This is a genomic window from Staphylococcus sp. FSL W8-0774, assembly GCF_038006785.1.
Classification (GTDB): domain Bacteria; phylum Bacillota; class Bacilli; order Staphylococcales; family Staphylococcaceae; genus Staphylococcus; species Staphylococcus pasteuri.
Genome location: NZ_JBBOVW010000001.1, coordinates 2,419,691 through 2,435,232 on the forward strand (window position 1 = coordinate 2,419,691; position 15,542 = coordinate 2,435,232).

A 15,542-nucleotide genomic window follows, 5' to 3' on the forward strand; every position below is an offset into this window, starting at 1 on the left:
TCTCAAAATATATTTAAGCAAATATATTATTTATAAAATCTGTAAAGTAGGTTTCTAAAAAGGCTGCGATAATATATAGAGGTAAAGCAATTAAAACATAGATTTTGATTAGGTTAGTAAAGGCTAATTTAATAGAATAATTAGTTTTTTTAGTTTTTCTAAACATATTACTTACTTTTCTGACAATTGCTTGATTAAATTTATACAATGCACTAACTACGAAACAAAATGCTAGTAATTCTATAATTGCATGTGGAATCGATGAAACTACCATTATTGTAGCTTTATGCAAATCAAAGTTAATCGCAAAACCAAACATTATTCCAGTTATGATTGTAGTAGATATTAAATTTAAGCAATATAAAAATGGAATTGGAATTAAAGAAAGTATAAACATTTGTAACGGAGTTTTAAAACCATTATTTACAATATATTGCCAAACTTTTCCTAAACCATGTGTTGCAGTTATACTAACTTTATCTCCAATATGTTTGAATGTCTCTAATGAGGGACTAAATATAAGCGCTAATATAAATGTGATCATCAAAACAACCATTGTACAAATAAATACTTTGAATGCACGTTTTACATAATTTTCATCTTTAATTTCGAACACTACTCACACCTCATTAATGAAAGTTTTAAAATATGTTAAATCTTTAAAAAATTATTCTCTCTTATATTTTTAACATAAAATGATTTCTAGTTACCATTAATTTTTAATTTATTTTTTAATTTACAATCTGAATTTATTAATTATATTCCATCTACATTAGATTCTGCTATAGAACTTTGTTAATATTTTATTACTTTTTATTCTATTAAATATTTTAATATTACATGATTTGGTTAATAATAAATGTTTTTCTACAAAGAAATCATTAATATTGATTTATTAAAATATTTAACTCCAATTTTAATAAAAAGAATGCCATAGAAGGAGACTTTATTATGAAGCATCTTCGGAGATTTTTATTCTTTTTTATATTAATTTTTATAGTTCATTACGTTATTGACTGGATTTTAGGTAAAGATTTTTCATGGGGTGACTGTCTAGCAACAAGTATTATATTAGCTTTATTTTTCACTCCAACTTCTGATTTACTGAAGGATAAAAATAAATAAAAGTTCGAAGCTAGTACATAAAGATGAAAGAGGTCGATGATATGTCTACATTAAGAACTATTTTAATAATTTTTATATCTATTTTTGTTGGTAATATGGTATTGATGATTTTTGAAAGTGCTCCAATCAATATATGGATTGCTAGATTAATTGGTGGCATCGCATGTGCTATTACTGCCTTGATAATTACTCGCTATTATCAAAACAAAAAATCTAAAAATTGAAAAACTATCATAGTCAAATATTGACTTAAAATACAAAAGGCAACTTTTAATGTAAGTTGTCTTTTTTCTGACTTTGCAATAAAACCTACATATTCCATAAGGTAATAAGACTTATATGATGAAATATAAAACAAAAAGTAGTATTTTAAAGTTGACGATTTCTATATGATTACTCAAAAAGGGGACTTCTTTATGCGGTTTATGGATATTTTTAAAAATTGGGCAAACGATTATGACCAAACAGTTAATGGTAATAACGAGGAATATTATGATGTATTTTATAACTATAACGATCTAATTTCACAAATATCTAAAAAGGTTTATGGTGATGTTCTAGATATTGGTGCTGGTACCGGAAATTTAACAGAGTTAATGTATAAAAATAATGACATTAAAAATATTTTCTCTATTGATCCTTCAAAAGAAATGCGTGAGGTAGCCAAAAGAGATAAGAATATCAATATTGAATATGGTCATTTTTTAGATATTCCTACGACTAAGAAATTCGATTTTATCGTTGCTTCATTTTCTTTTCATCATCTTACTTATAAAGAGAAAGATACTGCGTTTAAGAATATGAAAAGGCATTTAAATACGGATGGACGTATTATTATATTAGATACGTTATTCAAAGATGAATTATCTAAAAAAGAAATTATAGAGAAGTATACAAAAAAGAACTACATTAATTTAGTTGAAGACTTAAAAACCGAATACTATCCCTATCTAGAAGAGATAGACACTTTACTTAAGAAAAATGATTTCCAATACAAAATCACTCAAAAAAACACCTTTGCATGGGAAATCATTATAGAAAACAAATGATGATTAAAAAGGCTAAAAATTGAAGATGATTTGAGTCAAATGCTGAATTAAAATACAAACAGCCTGGGACATAAATCAATGTCTCAGGCTAAAATTTTATATTGGCAGTAGTTGACTGATTTGAAAATGCACTTGTATCAAGCTTTTTTCAATTATAGTCAACCTTGCCGGGGTGGGACAACGAAATAAATTTTGGAAAAATGTTATTTCTGTCCCACTCCCTTAATACTGTCTATTCGATTATACGAGTCAAATACATATAATCCCTATTATTGTTTAATTTTTTTAAGGATAAAAGAAACACAAGCACATACTACGATTAAACCAATTAGTATAGCTCCAGAAACCAAAGTATTTCCTGTCCATTCAATTCCTACCTCTGAACTACCATTACTTTCAAAATTAGCGTAAGAATTAAATATCAATAATAATAAGAGACCAATGCTTGAAACCACACCAACAACATCAAAAATGAATTTAGTATATGGATACTTTATGTTTTTAGTTAGCATATTTTCCACACCCTTTTTCTTCAACATAACATATTAATTTATATGTGTAATCGGTATATATGAATTATTCATTTTAATTTAATATTTTTCACTTTAAATATCTTAATCTAATTCCTTTATTTTTATAAAAATAAATAAAATATGTAGATGAATATTGTATTTTTAAGTTAACATGAATTATAAGGAACTTTTTAATGAAAAGGGTATTTTTATGATAAACATTATATTCAATAATCAAAACTAGATGAATAAATATGCTTTTCATTAAAAATCATTAGCAATCCCGTTAAAAATCTTATTTATAAAAAATAGAATTTTAAAAGTAACGTGAAAGGTTGAATATACTATGACTAAATCTAAAATAAGAACTATTTCTTTTTTACTTTTAACTTTATTTGTAATCGTATATGGAATACTTGTCATTACAACAGATTACATTAATGCTTTATATTCATTGCTATTTGTTGCTATTGTCGCAGTATGGGGATTTACCACAGACATTTTAACTAAACCTAATAAGGAAGATGATGAACATAGAAATGATTAAATTGTATATATAGAGGTGAAACATAATAAATGAAAAAACATAAATCAATGCTTGTTTTAACCACTATTTTATTTTTAATTTGTCTAACTGTTGCTGCCTATTTCATTTTTTATGAGCACAACTATTTGGCTAGTTTATATCCATTAATTTTGGCTTTTGTAGATAGTGTTAAATTTTATACATCCTATCAAAAAGTGAAAGAACATAAATAATTTAAACAAATGAGGTATTTTAACATGAACGCTGAAATTTTATTCATAATCATGATTTGTTGTGGTTTATTACCGATAATCATTTCTATGAACGAACGTAATAAGAAAAATAAAAAATAAACTATATTATTATAGATAAATGTATCCCCTCAAAGTTAGATTCCACTTCTAATTTTGAGGGGATTTTTCATTGATAAAACATACAAATTTCGTTTTAAAAAAATACCAAAAATATAAAGAACATATGCCATATTCACTGTTCAACAAAATCATCCATTTTTCTAAAACAGTCCGCTATACATATCAGTTATGTTTTATTCGAGATTTAAACCAAAACATTCCTAAAACTGCTGATAACGCACATGATAGAGTGAGTAATACAATATGACTGTTTTCTATTAAAATACCTCCAACGACAGAACTTAATGTGATGCCTAAATACATTGCTGTTTGATTCCATGACATGGCACTGCCGGATGTTTCACGATGGCGTTTAGATATAAAGGCTTGAAAGGCTGAAAATACAATATAGCCACTAATACCTAATAATGTTAATAATGGATAAACCAGATAGATATTTTTAAACGTAATCCCTACTAGCACTAAAGCAATGGCTAGTCCGATAAATGTGCTAGAAATCAATGTATTATTTTTCAAACGATCGGAAAGTACGCCACCTAGTAGACTTCCTACAAGTGCTCCCACACCATAAAATACAAAGGCAATTCCCACAATGCTTGAATTTAAATGATTGATATCTCGTAGTGCACTGCCTAAATAAGTATACAAACCATAAATCGCAAATGCCCAAAATGTAGTCACAACAACATCTTTGATAATAGGAGAAAGTGTTTTAGCATCAAGCTGACGATCACTTCCAGAATTAATATGATTTGGATATATAAATATGATTAAAATAGCACTGATGATTGAAGCTATTGAAAGATATAAAAAGACAGTTCTCCAATTTGTGATATTACTTAAAAGATTTCCTAGTGGTGCACCAATCCAAATTGAAGTTAAAAATCCAGAAGTTGCTATTGATAGCCATAGTCCTTTTTTAGAAGACGGTGCGAGATCCCCTGTTATCGCAAACACTGAAGATGTAATCATAGATGCAGAGGTACCTGCAATTATTCTACTAATTAACAGTAATACAAAGTTGGGAGTTAAAAACGTTAAAAAATTAGATAAAGCAAAGAAGATTAAACCAACGACTATATTACGTTTTTTCCCCCATTTATCCGCTAATATCCCAAATATTGGAGCCATGATAGCATACATAATTGAAAATACTGTCACAGACCAACTAGCTTCATATTTAGAGATATCAAAATTTTGTTGAATGTTTGGCAACAAAGGCGATATGACAAATAAATCCGTACCAATGATAAATAACGTAATCCATGAAATCGCTAATTCTAGTATTTTAGTAATTTTAATATTCACGACCAACACCTCTAAAATTTATTATCTATATATAATTGTAATCCTTTTAATTTGAATTTTAAAATTAATTACAATTAATCAATTAATGAATTATATTTTTAAAGGATAACGATATTATTTAGACATTTAACGAGATATACGAAAGCAATCACCCCAAAAGTGGATATTCAATCCACCTTTGGGGCTTTTTAAATACATTGCTACCTCCCACTACCATTTCTCTCGCAACTTTTTCAACATCACACACCACAAAACCAAAATCGAAATTATTTTTTCAAAGAAAAAATAATTTATAACTGCACGTTCTCTCCTTATACTGCAACACATCCCTATCCCCTCCTCCAAATGAAACTTTGTTCATTCCAAAGTTCAAGTTCAAGAGAAACAATTTTCAATTGTTTCTTAGTTTACAACTTGAATACGTAAAAAAGGAGGAAGAGACATGACATATATTCAAGTTTATATTGAACTATTAATAAAACACAGTGCCCCACCATAATCACAAATCAATCATTACTAAGACGACTAGAACCACGACACATTTTGTCAGTGGTTCTATTTTTATTTCTACCAACTTAAAACACTCAAAACATCATGATAAAGCGTTTTAAATCCATATCTACAAAATCATTGAAACGACAATTATCAAGCAACTTTTTCAATATAATATGGCTAGGGAGGGCACGACACTGTGGGGTACAAAACAAAAAGAATTTTATCTATTTATAAAAAATTGTTATCTAACCATCACGTGAACGTTAAACATATGGCTGAATTTTTTAATACAAATGAACGCACGATTCAAAGAGATATTAAAGATATTAAGTCATTTTTAAATACACATAATCAAACAATAATATATGAAAAGTCAACATGTAATTATTATTTATCATATCAATTCACCCAAGACAATAACCCTACTTATATCAATGTAACTTATGAAATGACTTATCAACTTTATAGACAATTAAACAAACAATATGAAACGTATACCATTCAAAGGACACGTCAAACAATCACAGTGGTACTTGCGATATCAGAGTCTGATGCACTTAACCTCTGTTTCATGTATCGACATTCTTTACGTTTGGTGTCACCTCAAACATTAATTGAGACATTTAGCAAAGAACTATGGAAATTACAAAATAACTATATATTAAATAAAATTTAAGGGAGATTCCTCACATGAAAAAATTTCTAATACTATTAACTTTACTAATTACTTTTGCGGCGGCTTGTTCTAATGGCCCCGCAAAACAAGCTGAAGGAAAATGGAAAAACAGTGAAGGTCAAGAACTGACAGTTAAAGACGATAAATTAAAAGTTAACATTGAAGGATCTACAGTTGAAGGAACGATTAAAGACGATGAAGACCATAAAGATTTAGCTAAGATCAAATTGGTAGGTGAAACAGCTTACGTTAAAGTCAAAGATGACACACTTACAGTTACCGAAGAACCCGGTGAAGCAGCAGATGACGAAACTACATTCACACGTGTGAAATAATATTTTAAATTCAAAGGATGTTTTTTATAGTGAAAAGAATTTTAGTAAGTATATTAGGCGCAACATTACTATTAACAGCTTGTAGTACATCACATCAAGACGACGGTCAGTCTAACTCAAGTCACAAAGCGGAATCAGACAAACATCAAACTAAGGATAGTTCACATCATTCAACTAAAACTGTTCAACTTAAACAATTGTTAGACAATCCAAAAGAACAATTAATCGTTACATTAAAAAACGATAGTATTCCAAGTGAAAAAGTATCTAACAACGATTTCATCAAACATCCAAAAGATAGTTTGAAAAAATTCAGTATCACTAATATTGGCTATATTAAAGACGGACAAGGTTACAACTATAGCGACAAAATCAATGATCAAGTAAGTTTTGACCAACTTGTTAGTACTGATGTTTCAGATATTGACCGTAAATTAACTAAATTAACTGAATATGAGATGAATCATGGCATTAATGATGACCAAAATAAAGTCAACATTAAATACGAGCCTTCTGATTTGAAAACTATTTTATACACTAAAAAAGGTGACGTCCTCAAAGAAGACGTGCAATTAGCCGATTATCAAAGAGAAATGGATATGAGTGGTGACATTGGTGAAGAAAAAACAGATTGGCTATCTAACCATAACAAAATTGATGAAGATGGCTTAAAAAGTAACTTCCCTCAATCGTCAGACTACGAAATCGAGCCATTTGAATATAAAGGTAAAACATTTGCCGGATTTGCGACATTAACGAGTGATGTTGATAATGACAATCAACCTAAAATTGATCAATATATTTCAGAATTAACATTAGTTGAAGTACCAAAAAATACTAAAGTCACTAAAGATGACAAAGATGACGTAACTAAAGTTATTGATTATAACGATACCGATTCTGGCAAACAAGAGAAAGACAAAGAAGATCATTCATTCGACAATTTATAAACTTCTATGTATAGGCACCATTAATCACTGTATTTATGGTGTCTTTCATTTTATAAATCATTATCTTGTTTCATTTTAAAAAACCTGTATTGGGAGGTTAAAAACCATGACGAACTATTTATCTAAATTTATATTTTACGATTAATCATCACTGTGAAATATAAATAAAAATCACAAAAATAATGAGGAGTGTTTTTAAATGAAAAAATTAACCATATTAGGTGCAACAACATTAGCAGGAACTTTATTATTTACAGGAGTTAATACACATGATGCAAATGCATCTGAATACCAATTAAATGGTAATAATGTTCAATCTATTGCTACATCAGTTTGGCAAAATAATGGTGGCAATCCTGACAGAGTTAAGTTCGACAAAACGCAAGATAAAGGAGACTATTATCTTTTAAATTATCATAATGCTTCTAATGTTGGCGGTGGTGCTATCAGAGTATATAAAGACGGAACTGTAGAAAATGGTTCAGGTCTTTTAGCATCAAACGATGATTCTGATGCTGAATTTTATAAATTAGGTAAATATGATTTTGATAATTCAAAAAGTAATGACCAACAACAAGCGACTGACAATAATGTAGCTACTCAAAACAATAATCAATCAGAAAAAGCGACTGACAATACAGTAAATACTCAACAAAACGATCAACAAACACAAGCTACAAATAGTAATGCTACAATTCAAAACAATACCCAAGAACAATCACAAGCTAAAGCATTACCAGAAACAGGACAATCTAATACAACATTCGTTACAACAGTAGCAGCTATTTTATTAGCTGTAGGTTCATTACTAACATTCAGACGTGTATCTAAAAACCAATAACAACTAATTAAGGAAGTATCTCAAATCATAGATACTCCCTTTTTTATTATTCATTTGAATCCATATCTATTTCTGTAGTATTTCCACGTTCTAAATCAGCTATAGATTTAGCTAAATGTTTAGCGTTGGCCGGTGATTGTTGTAAGTACATTGTTTCCATGATGGCATTATAATTATTTTCGGAAATCAATACAGCATTATGTTCATTAGTAGTAATAATCACAAAATCTAAATCAGTATTCACTTTATTTATCAGACTTCTAAAATTTTTTATAGCATATGAATAAAAAACTACGGTCATAATAAAAAACACCTCCGTTTAAATTTATTTTATTATAAATTCAACGAAAGTGTTTCTAATTTATTAATACTATTTAGAAAGAGGACATATAAATATCTTCTCCGACTATTTCCTTAATAAACCATAATTGATATCTCTATTTAATCTTCATAACGTGAAACGACTGTAGCGATACCTTGTCCGCCACCAATACATAATGAGGCAAGTCCTGTTGGTTTGTCCTCGTTTAATTGATGTAAAAGTGTTACTAAAATGCGTGCACCTGATGCGCCGATAGGATGACCTAACGCAATTGCGCCGCCTTTAGTATTAACTTTATCTTCTGGTAATTGAAGTTCTTGATTTACAGCTAAGGCTTGTGATGCAAATGCCTCGTTTAACTCAAATACATCAATGTCATCTACTGATTTATTTGTACGTTGTAATACTTTATTAACCGCTTCAACTGGTCCAATACCCATAATAGAAGGATCAACACCACTTGTACCGAAACCATCTAACACTGCGATAGGTTTGATGTTTAATTCTTTAGCTTTATCTTCAGTCATCACTAACATCACAGATGCACCGTCATTAATGCCTGAAGCGTTACCTGCAGTCACTGAGCCATCCTTTTTAAAGACTGGTCTTAAATGACTTAATTTATCCGCTGTTGTTCCTTTGCGAACGCCTTCATCTTGAGATACTACTAGAGGTTCACCTTTACGTTGTGGTACTTCAACTGGCACAATCTCTGCGTCAAAAGCGCCACTATTTTGTGCTGCTTCTGCTTTTTGTTGGGATTGAGCTGCAAATTCATCTTGAGCTTCACGACTAATGTTATATTTGTCGACTAAGTTTTCAGCAGTAATACCCATATGATAGTCATTAAAGACGTCCGTTAGACCATCTGCTACCATACTATCGACTAATTTTTGGTCGCCCATTTTAAATCCAAAGCGCGCATTTTTCATTAGCATTGGGGACTGTGACATGCTTTCCATACCGCCTGCGAGTACGACTTCATTATCGCCAGCTAGAATAGATTGATACGCAAGTTGAATAGATTTCAAACCTGATCCACATACTTTATTAACTGTAAATGATGGTACTGTTTCTGGTAAGCCACCTTTCATCGCCGCAATTCGTGCAGGGTTTTGTCCTTGGCCAGCTTGTAAAACATTGCCTAAGATAACTTCATTAATTTCTTTAGGATCGATATTTGTTGTTTTTAAAATGTGTTGTATTAAAGTTGCTCCTAATTCGTAGGCAGGTAGGTCTTTAAATGCACCTCCAAAAACGCCAATTGGTGTACGATATGCTTCAGCTAAAACGATTCTAGACATAAGACATATTCATCTCCTTCTCATTTATATATAGGTATGTCATGTTTTCATCATTAATGAATAAATCAACGTTTCCTCACCCATAACATCATGGATAAATCACTCATCAATTGAGTTAACATGAAAAGTTAGTGACTAAATTTTTATTTACTCATTGTTGACATTTTACCAAAATTTTATTCATATTTACCAGAAAGAGCCTATTAACAAGCATCATTATTTTAAATTAAAACAGCAATTGAAAATGAAACACTAGAGTATTCATATAGTTCTTTAAAATGATTAAAATAGTATTCAGCATTTAAAAATAAATCTATAGACTAATACGTCATATTTATAGCGAGACCCCCGAGAAAACCGTACTAGTTGAAGACCCTAGAAATATTCACGGATTTATCTGTGTCGTATTTCTGGCTAAAACTGAACCTTGGGAAGGGTACTAATTGAAAGCAGTATATAAAAATAAACCAACTAAAGTTGGAGGCTTTAGTTGGTTTTATATGTTGGTCTGTTTATATTTTATATTTTTTAGCTTACATTATAACTCTTCGTTAAGGTTTGGGTTCGATTATGATTTATAACCGAAATCTGGAATATTATGCCAACGCTCTTTAAAGTAATGTGCGATAGCTTTTGGCTTACGATCACGAGTGAAGATACCTTTTTTATTACCTTGAACACGGATAATACCATTTGATGTTTCAAAATCAGCAAAGTTCCATGTTTGTTCACCAATAAATTGAGGATATTGATCCATCACTTCATGATTGGCTTTATAGTATCTTAATTGATATTCTTCTGTAAACATTTGATCATCAATCGCATGCATACCTGCAACTGTATCAGCGCCATATTCTGTAAACATAATTGGTTTATTAGGTTGACGCTTAGACCATTCAGACAATTCTTTATCCAATGCTTCTTTAGCACTTTCTAAATCACCTGATTGTGTGTACCAACCGTAATATCTATTGAGACAAAGTACATCAACTAAATCTTGTACTTCACAAACATCTGGTTGCGCCATTAGAATTGTAACAATTGTCACTGGTCTATTTTGTGGATCTTTTACTCTAGCTAGGTTAATAAATGGTTCAAAGTATTCTTTCGCACCTTTTTCATTAGAAGCTGGTTCATTCGCAATAGACCACATTACTACACATGCGTGATTTTTATCTCTTTCAATTAATCCTTCAATCACTTCTTTGTGCGCTTGATGTGTTTGAATATCTTTCCAAGTATCTTGTTGTTCGGCATCACCAATAAGTTCGACTGCGAAGTTAAGATGAATACCAACACCAGTTGTTTCATCAATCACAACAATACCTTGTTCATCAGCTAGACGCATCATTTCCTCTGAATAAGGATAGTGTGATGTTCTAAATGAGTTTGCGCCAATCCATTTCATCAAGTTAATATCCATCACATTAGCTGATTCATTTAAGCCACGTCCATTATAAAAAGTATCTTCGTGTTTACCGAATCCTTTAAAGTAAAATGGCTTATTATTAATTAAGAATTGACCGTTTTTCACTTCAACTGAACGAATACCAAAACGTTCAGTATAAACATCCACGCACTCAGTACCATTTAATAATTCTACTTTCATATTGTATAAATAAGCATTCAATGGTTCCCATAGACGTGGATTTTCAATAGTAATCTGACCTTCAGTACCCTCATGTTCAGCGACTACTGTTCCTTCTTCATCTAAAACAGTTACTTTAACTTTGTCGATTTGATCACCGTGTTGTTGTGTGCTCACTTTGTAATTCACAATACTTTGTGATTCACTTTTTACTTCAGGATTAATAACAATGTCCTCAATATAAGTTTGAGGTGTTGAATAAATTTTCACTGGGCGATGAATACCTGAGTAGTTAAAGAAGTCAAAGTTAGGTACATTGACAGGTGTCACATTGCCGTCTTTATCTGTACGTTCACTATAGTTTCCTACAGGTAATGTACTGTGTGTCAGAACATTGTTCACAACAACTGTTAAACGGTGTGCACCAACAGTAGCGATATCAGAAATATCCGCTTCAAATGGTAAAAATCCACCTGAATGTGTCACGACTTCTTGTCCATCAATATAAACTTTAGCGTGATGTGTCACAGAGCCGAATCTTAATACAATGCGTTCACCTTTTAGATGTTTAGGAATAACGATGTCGCGTTCATAACATACATCACCTACGTGATTTCTAATTGTTTGAATCACACCTTGATCATTAAATGAACCGGGAACAGCCATGACCTCATCTGTATCTAAAGGTTGACTCACATCAATTTTCTCTTGATGCTGAATTAATTTAAATTTCCATGTTCCACATAAATCAAGTAGTTGTCTTGTTTCTGTAAATATTGGATATAACAACTTAAGCTCCTCCTATTCATTAAACACCAGAATATGCGTTAAATCCTCCATCAATCGGTAATACTACACCATTTATAAAGCTAGATGCTTCTTCGCTTACTAGGAATAATAATGCACCAATAAGTTCTTCTGGTTTACCAAAGCGTTCCATAGGTGTCGCATTGATGATTTTTCTAGAGCGGTCAGTGTAACTTCCGTCTTCATTCAATAATAACGCTTCATTTTGTTTTGTTAATAAAAATCCTGGTGCAATCGCATTGACGCGAATATTAGTTTTAGAGAAGTAAACACTTAACCATTGTGTAAAGTTACTAATTGCTGCTTTAGCACCACTATAACCAGGAATTTTAGTTAATGGTGTAAATGCGTTCATAGATGAAATGTTGATAATTGATGCTTCTTCTTTATCTAACATATCAGTTGCGAATACTTGTGAAGGAATAAATGTACCTAAGAAGTTAAGATCCATCACAAATCCTACGCTCTTTTCATCTAAATCGAAGAATGTCTTACCTTCTTGATCAAGTTGGCCTTCAAAACGTTCATCATCAGTTGTACCTTTTGGAGAATTTCCGCCAGCACCATTAATTAAAATATCAACGCTACCGAAAGCTTCATTAACTTCTTTTTTTACTCTTTCCATGTCCGCTTTTTTAGTGACGTCTCCTAAAAATACTTTAGATTCTCCACCTAATGCTTTGATTTGATCAACTAAACCATTATTATCATCTGCAATTCCAACCATAGCGACTTTAGCACCACTTTGTGCTAATGCTGTTGACATCGCACTTCCAAGTACGCCTGTTCCGCCTGTAATTACTACTACTTTGTTAGTTAAATCTATATTGAAAGGTAATTTCATAAATTGATTTCTCCTTTAGTTTATTTGTTAGTTTTACTAACTGCTTCATATAACCCGTTTAAATATGTTGCACCTAAGGCACGGTCATACAATCCATAACCTGGTTTGCCTGTTTCGCCCCATATCATACGTCCATGGTCAGGTCTAATTGGTCCTTCATATCCGAAATCATACATTGCTTGAACGACTTCATACATATCAATAGATCCATCTTCAGATAAATGACCAGATTCTTGGAATGATTTGTCACCAATTAATTTAACATTACGTGCATGTACAAAATGAACACGGTCTTTTTGGCCGAAATAACGTAACATATCTACAAAGTCATTTTTTCTATCTGCACCTAAAGAACCAGAACACATTGTTAATCCATTACTTCTAGAATCATATAAGTTAATGAATCGTTCTAAGTTTTCTTTGTTAGTGATGATACGTGGTAAGCCAAAGATATTCCAAGGTGGATCGTCCGGATGTATCGCTATTAGAACGTCTTCCTCTTCAGCAACCGGAATGACTTTTTGAATAAAGTAATTTAAGTTTTCCCATAATTTTTCTTCATCCACTTGTTTATAATCTTCAAATAATTGATTTAAGTCTTCTTTTGTATAACTTGAATCCCAACCAGGTAATGATAATTCACCACTTAGTGGATTCATTTTTTCAACATCTTTCTCATCATAAATTAAGCATGTAGATCCATCGTCTAAGCGATAATCTAATTGAGATCTTGTCCAGTCGAATACTGGCATAAAGTTATAACATACTGTGTTAATACCAACTTGTCCTAAATTGCGTAAAGTTTGGCAATAATTTTCAATATATTTATCTCTTGTCGGTTTACCTAATTTAATATCTTCATGTACTGGTACACTTTCAATCACAGATATTTCCATACCTGCATCTTCTACTTCTTGTTTTAATGCTTTGATTTTATCTAATGGCCATACCTCTCCAACTGGCACATCGTATATCGCAGTTACAATACCTTTCATCCCTGGTATTTGTTTAATATATTCTAAGCTAATGGGATCATCTTTCCCATACCATCTAAATGACATTTTCATAATATTGTCCTCCTAAATAAGTTTGAAATAATGATATGCATTGTTATAACAGATGTTCTCAATCATTCGTTGTAACAATTGATCATCATTTGGAATTTCACCTTTTTCTACTAAATCACCTATAAAAGTAGATAAAATTCGTCTAAAGTAATCATGTCTTGAGTATGAAATAAAGCTTCTTGAATCAGTAAGCATACCTACGAAATGCATTAATAATCCTTGGTCTGCTAATGATGACATTTGGCGTAACATACCTCGTTTTGTATCATTAAACCACCAACCAGCACCGTGTTGAACTTTACTTTGAATACCAGGTTCAGTTTGGAAGTTTGCAATCGTAGAACCTACAATATCGTTATAAATTGGGTTTAAATTATATAAAATCGTTTTTGGTAAATGATTACCTTGTTCCATCATGTCTAACGTTGCGTTTAAATGATACGCTAAGTTGTCTTGATCTCGGATAGAATCAAATCCAGCATCTCTACCTACTTTTTCAAACATTTTAGTATTGTTATTTCGGATAGCGCCAAAGTGAATTTGCATTACCCAACTATGTTCATGATAGGCTTTACTTAATTCGTTCAAAATAAATGTTTGGAATTGGAATGCTTCATATTTTGAAACGTCTTCATTATTTATAGCCTTATTGAAGATTGCTTCAATATCTTGTGTTGTATAACTTTCAAAATGTATTTCTTCTAAACCATGGTCAGCAAGACGTCCGCCTTTGTCATGGAAGTATTGAATACGTTGATTTAACGCATCTACAAATTGAGATGGATTATCTATTTTATGTGTTAAGCCTTCTAATTTTTGTATTAAATCAGTAAATGCTTTGTCACCAACTTTGAACACATCATCAGGTCTAAACGCTGGTAAGACTACAGTTTTAAAATCGTTTTGTTCTTTAATTTCATCATGATATTTTAAGTCATCTGTTGGGTTATCAGTTGTACAAATCAAATTAACATTTGAATTAGTGATTAATGATTGTGTCGTCACGTTATGTTCTTTTAAATAATCATTTGCCCGGTGATAAATCTCTTCGGCGTTGTCACTTGTTAATAAGTCTTCAATTTCAAAGTACATTTTTAATTCTAATTGTGACCAGTGATATAGTGGATTACCAATTGAATTTTCTAATGCTTCAGCCCACTTTTTAAATTTCTCAAGTGGTTCAGCGTCTCCAGTAATGTATCTTTCTTCAATACCTTGTGCACGCATTGCACGCCATTTATAATGGTCACCACTTAACCATAAGTCAGCAATATTATCGCATTTAACATTATCACTAATTTGTTTTGGATCTAGGTGACAATGATAGTCGTAAATCGGCATTTCTTTCGCGAAATCATGATACAAGTGTTTAGCTGTTTCATTTTCTAGCATAAAGTCTTCGTTAATAAAAGCCATGCT

At 31.1% G+C, this 15,542-nt stretch carries 17 protein-coding genes; 8 read left to right on the forward strand and 9 right to left on the reverse strand.

Going from position 1 to position 15,542, the window contains the following annotated elements; genetic code table 11:
* Positions 1 to 13: 13 nt before the first annotated feature.
* Positions 14 to 616, reverse strand: a complete 603-nt coding sequence (locus tag NSQ15_RS11875) for a stage II sporulation protein M (protein WP_340747178.1) — start codon at positions 614 to 616, stop codon at positions 14 to 16.
* A gap of 335 nt (positions 617 to 951) precedes the next feature.
* Here NSQ15_RS11875 and NSQ15_RS11880 point away from each other — a divergent pair, with 335 nt between their 5' ends.
* The 3 genes from NSQ15_RS11880 (at position 952) to NSQ15_RS11890 (ending at position 2,174) form a co-directional block, all read left to right on the forward strand.
* Positions 952 to 1,125, forward strand: a complete 174-nt coding sequence (locus tag NSQ15_RS11880) for a hypothetical protein (protein ID WP_159333776.1) — start codon at positions 952 to 954, stop codon at positions 1,123 to 1,125.
* A gap of 41 nt (positions 1,126 to 1,166) precedes the next feature.
* Positions 1,167 to 1,349: a hypothetical protein gene (locus tag NSQ15_RS11885; protein WP_046467340.1), complete on the forward strand. Its 183-nt coding sequence runs from the start codon at positions 1,167 to 1,169 to the stop codon at positions 1,347 to 1,349.
* A 192-nt stretch (positions 1,350 to 1,541) separates the two neighbouring features.
* Positions 1,542 to 2,174, forward strand: a complete 633-nt coding sequence (locus tag NSQ15_RS11890) for a class I SAM-dependent methyltransferase (protein WP_070451852.1) — start codon at positions 1,542 to 1,544, stop codon at positions 2,172 to 2,174.
* A 269-nt stretch (positions 2,175 to 2,443) separates the two neighbouring features.
* Here NSQ15_RS11890 and NSQ15_RS11895 read toward each other — a convergent pair whose 3' ends face one another.
* Positions 2,444 to 2,686: a hypothetical protein gene (locus NSQ15_RS11895; protein ID WP_017638433.1), complete on the reverse strand. Its 243-nt coding sequence runs from the start codon at positions 2,684 to 2,686 to the stop codon at positions 2,444 to 2,446.
* Positions 2,687 to 3,032: 346 nt separating this feature from the next.
* Here NSQ15_RS11895 and NSQ15_RS11900 point away from each other — a divergent pair, with 346 nt between their 5' ends.
* Positions 3,033 to 3,233 (forward strand): mobilization protein, encoded by a 201-nt coding sequence (locus NSQ15_RS11900; protein WP_070451849.1) that lies wholly within the window; start codon positions 3,033 to 3,035, stop codon positions 3,231 to 3,233.
* 515 nt (positions 3,234 to 3,748) lie between these two features.
* Here NSQ15_RS11900 and NSQ15_RS11905 read toward each other — a convergent pair.
* Positions 3,749 to 4,894 (reverse strand): MFS transporter, encoded by a 1,146-nt coding sequence (locus NSQ15_RS11905; protein WP_154874776.1) that lies wholly within the window; start codon positions 4,892 to 4,894, stop codon positions 3,749 to 3,751.
* A gap of 691 nt (positions 4,895 to 5,585) precedes the next feature.
* On the opposite strand from NSQ15_RS11905, the gene NSQ15_RS11910 reads away from it, so the two are divergent.
* From NSQ15_RS11910 to NSQ15_RS11925, 4 genes are all read left to right on the forward strand, one after another.
* On the forward strand, positions 5,586 to 6,065 hold the full coding sequence (locus tag NSQ15_RS11910) for an HTH domain-containing protein (protein ID WP_070451840.1): 480 nt from the start codon (positions 5,586 to 5,588) through the stop codon (positions 6,063 to 6,065).
* Between the two features lie 14 nt (positions 6,066 to 6,079).
* Positions 6,080 to 6,400 (forward strand): hypothetical protein, encoded by a 321-nt coding sequence (locus tag NSQ15_RS11915; RefSeq protein WP_340747179.1) that lies wholly within the window; start codon positions 6,080 to 6,082, stop codon positions 6,398 to 6,400.
* 29 nt (positions 6,401 to 6,429) lie between these two features.
* On the forward strand, positions 6,430 to 7,350 hold the full coding sequence (locus tag NSQ15_RS11920) for a membrane lipoprotein lipid attachment site-containing protein (RefSeq protein ID WP_070451837.1): 921 nt from the start codon (positions 6,430 to 6,432) through the stop codon (positions 7,348 to 7,350).
* 199 nt (positions 7,351 to 7,549) lie between these two features.
* Entirely contained in the window at positions 7,550 to 8,191 is a 642-nt protein-coding gene (locus tag NSQ15_RS11925; RefSeq protein ID WP_070451832.1) for an LPXTG cell wall anchor domain-containing protein, read from the forward strand.
* A gap of 46 nt (positions 8,192 to 8,237) precedes the next feature.
* Here the strand turns inward: NSQ15_RS11925 and NSQ15_RS11930 are convergent, their stop codons facing one another.
* The 6 genes from NSQ15_RS11930 to uxaC form a co-directional block, all read right to left on the reverse strand.
* Entirely contained in the window at positions 8,238 to 8,492 is a 255-nt protein-coding gene (locus tag NSQ15_RS11930; protein ID WP_070451829.1) for a type II toxin-antitoxin system Phd/YefM family antitoxin, read from the reverse strand.
* A 140-nt stretch (positions 8,493 to 8,632) separates the two neighbouring features.
* Positions 8,633 to 9,817, reverse strand: coding sequence for an acetyl-CoA C-acetyltransferase (locus NSQ15_RS11935; protein ID WP_070451827.1), 1,185 nt, complete (start codon positions 9,815 to 9,817; stop codon positions 8,633 to 8,635).
* Between the two features lie 568 nt (positions 9,818 to 10,385).
* Positions 10,386 to 12,194 carry a beta-glucuronidase gene (uidA, locus tag NSQ15_RS11940; RefSeq protein WP_070451824.1) on the reverse strand — a complete coding sequence of 603 codons (1,809 nt, stop codon included), beginning with the start codon at positions 12,192 to 12,194 and terminating at the stop codon, positions 10,386 to 10,388.
* A 19-nt stretch (positions 12,195 to 12,213) separates the two neighbouring features.
* Positions 12,214 to 13,056 (reverse strand): SDR family oxidoreductase, encoded by an 843-nt coding sequence (locus tag NSQ15_RS11945; RefSeq protein WP_017636681.1) that lies wholly within the window; start codon positions 13,054 to 13,056, stop codon positions 12,214 to 12,216.
* 20 nt (positions 13,057 to 13,076) lie between these two features.
* Positions 13,077 to 14,123: a mannonate dehydratase gene (gene uxuA / locus NSQ15_RS11950; RefSeq protein ID WP_154874778.1), complete on the reverse strand. Its 1,047-nt coding sequence runs from the start codon at positions 14,121 to 14,123 to the stop codon at positions 13,077 to 13,079.
* Positions 14,124 to 14,135: 12 nt separating this feature from the next.
* Complete coding sequence (uxaC, locus tag NSQ15_RS11955; RefSeq protein ID WP_070451820.1) at positions 14,136 to 15,539, reverse strand: glucuronate isomerase; 1,404 nt, start codon at positions 15,537 to 15,539, stop codon at positions 14,136 to 14,138.
* Positions 15,540 to 15,542: the final 3 nt, after the last annotated feature.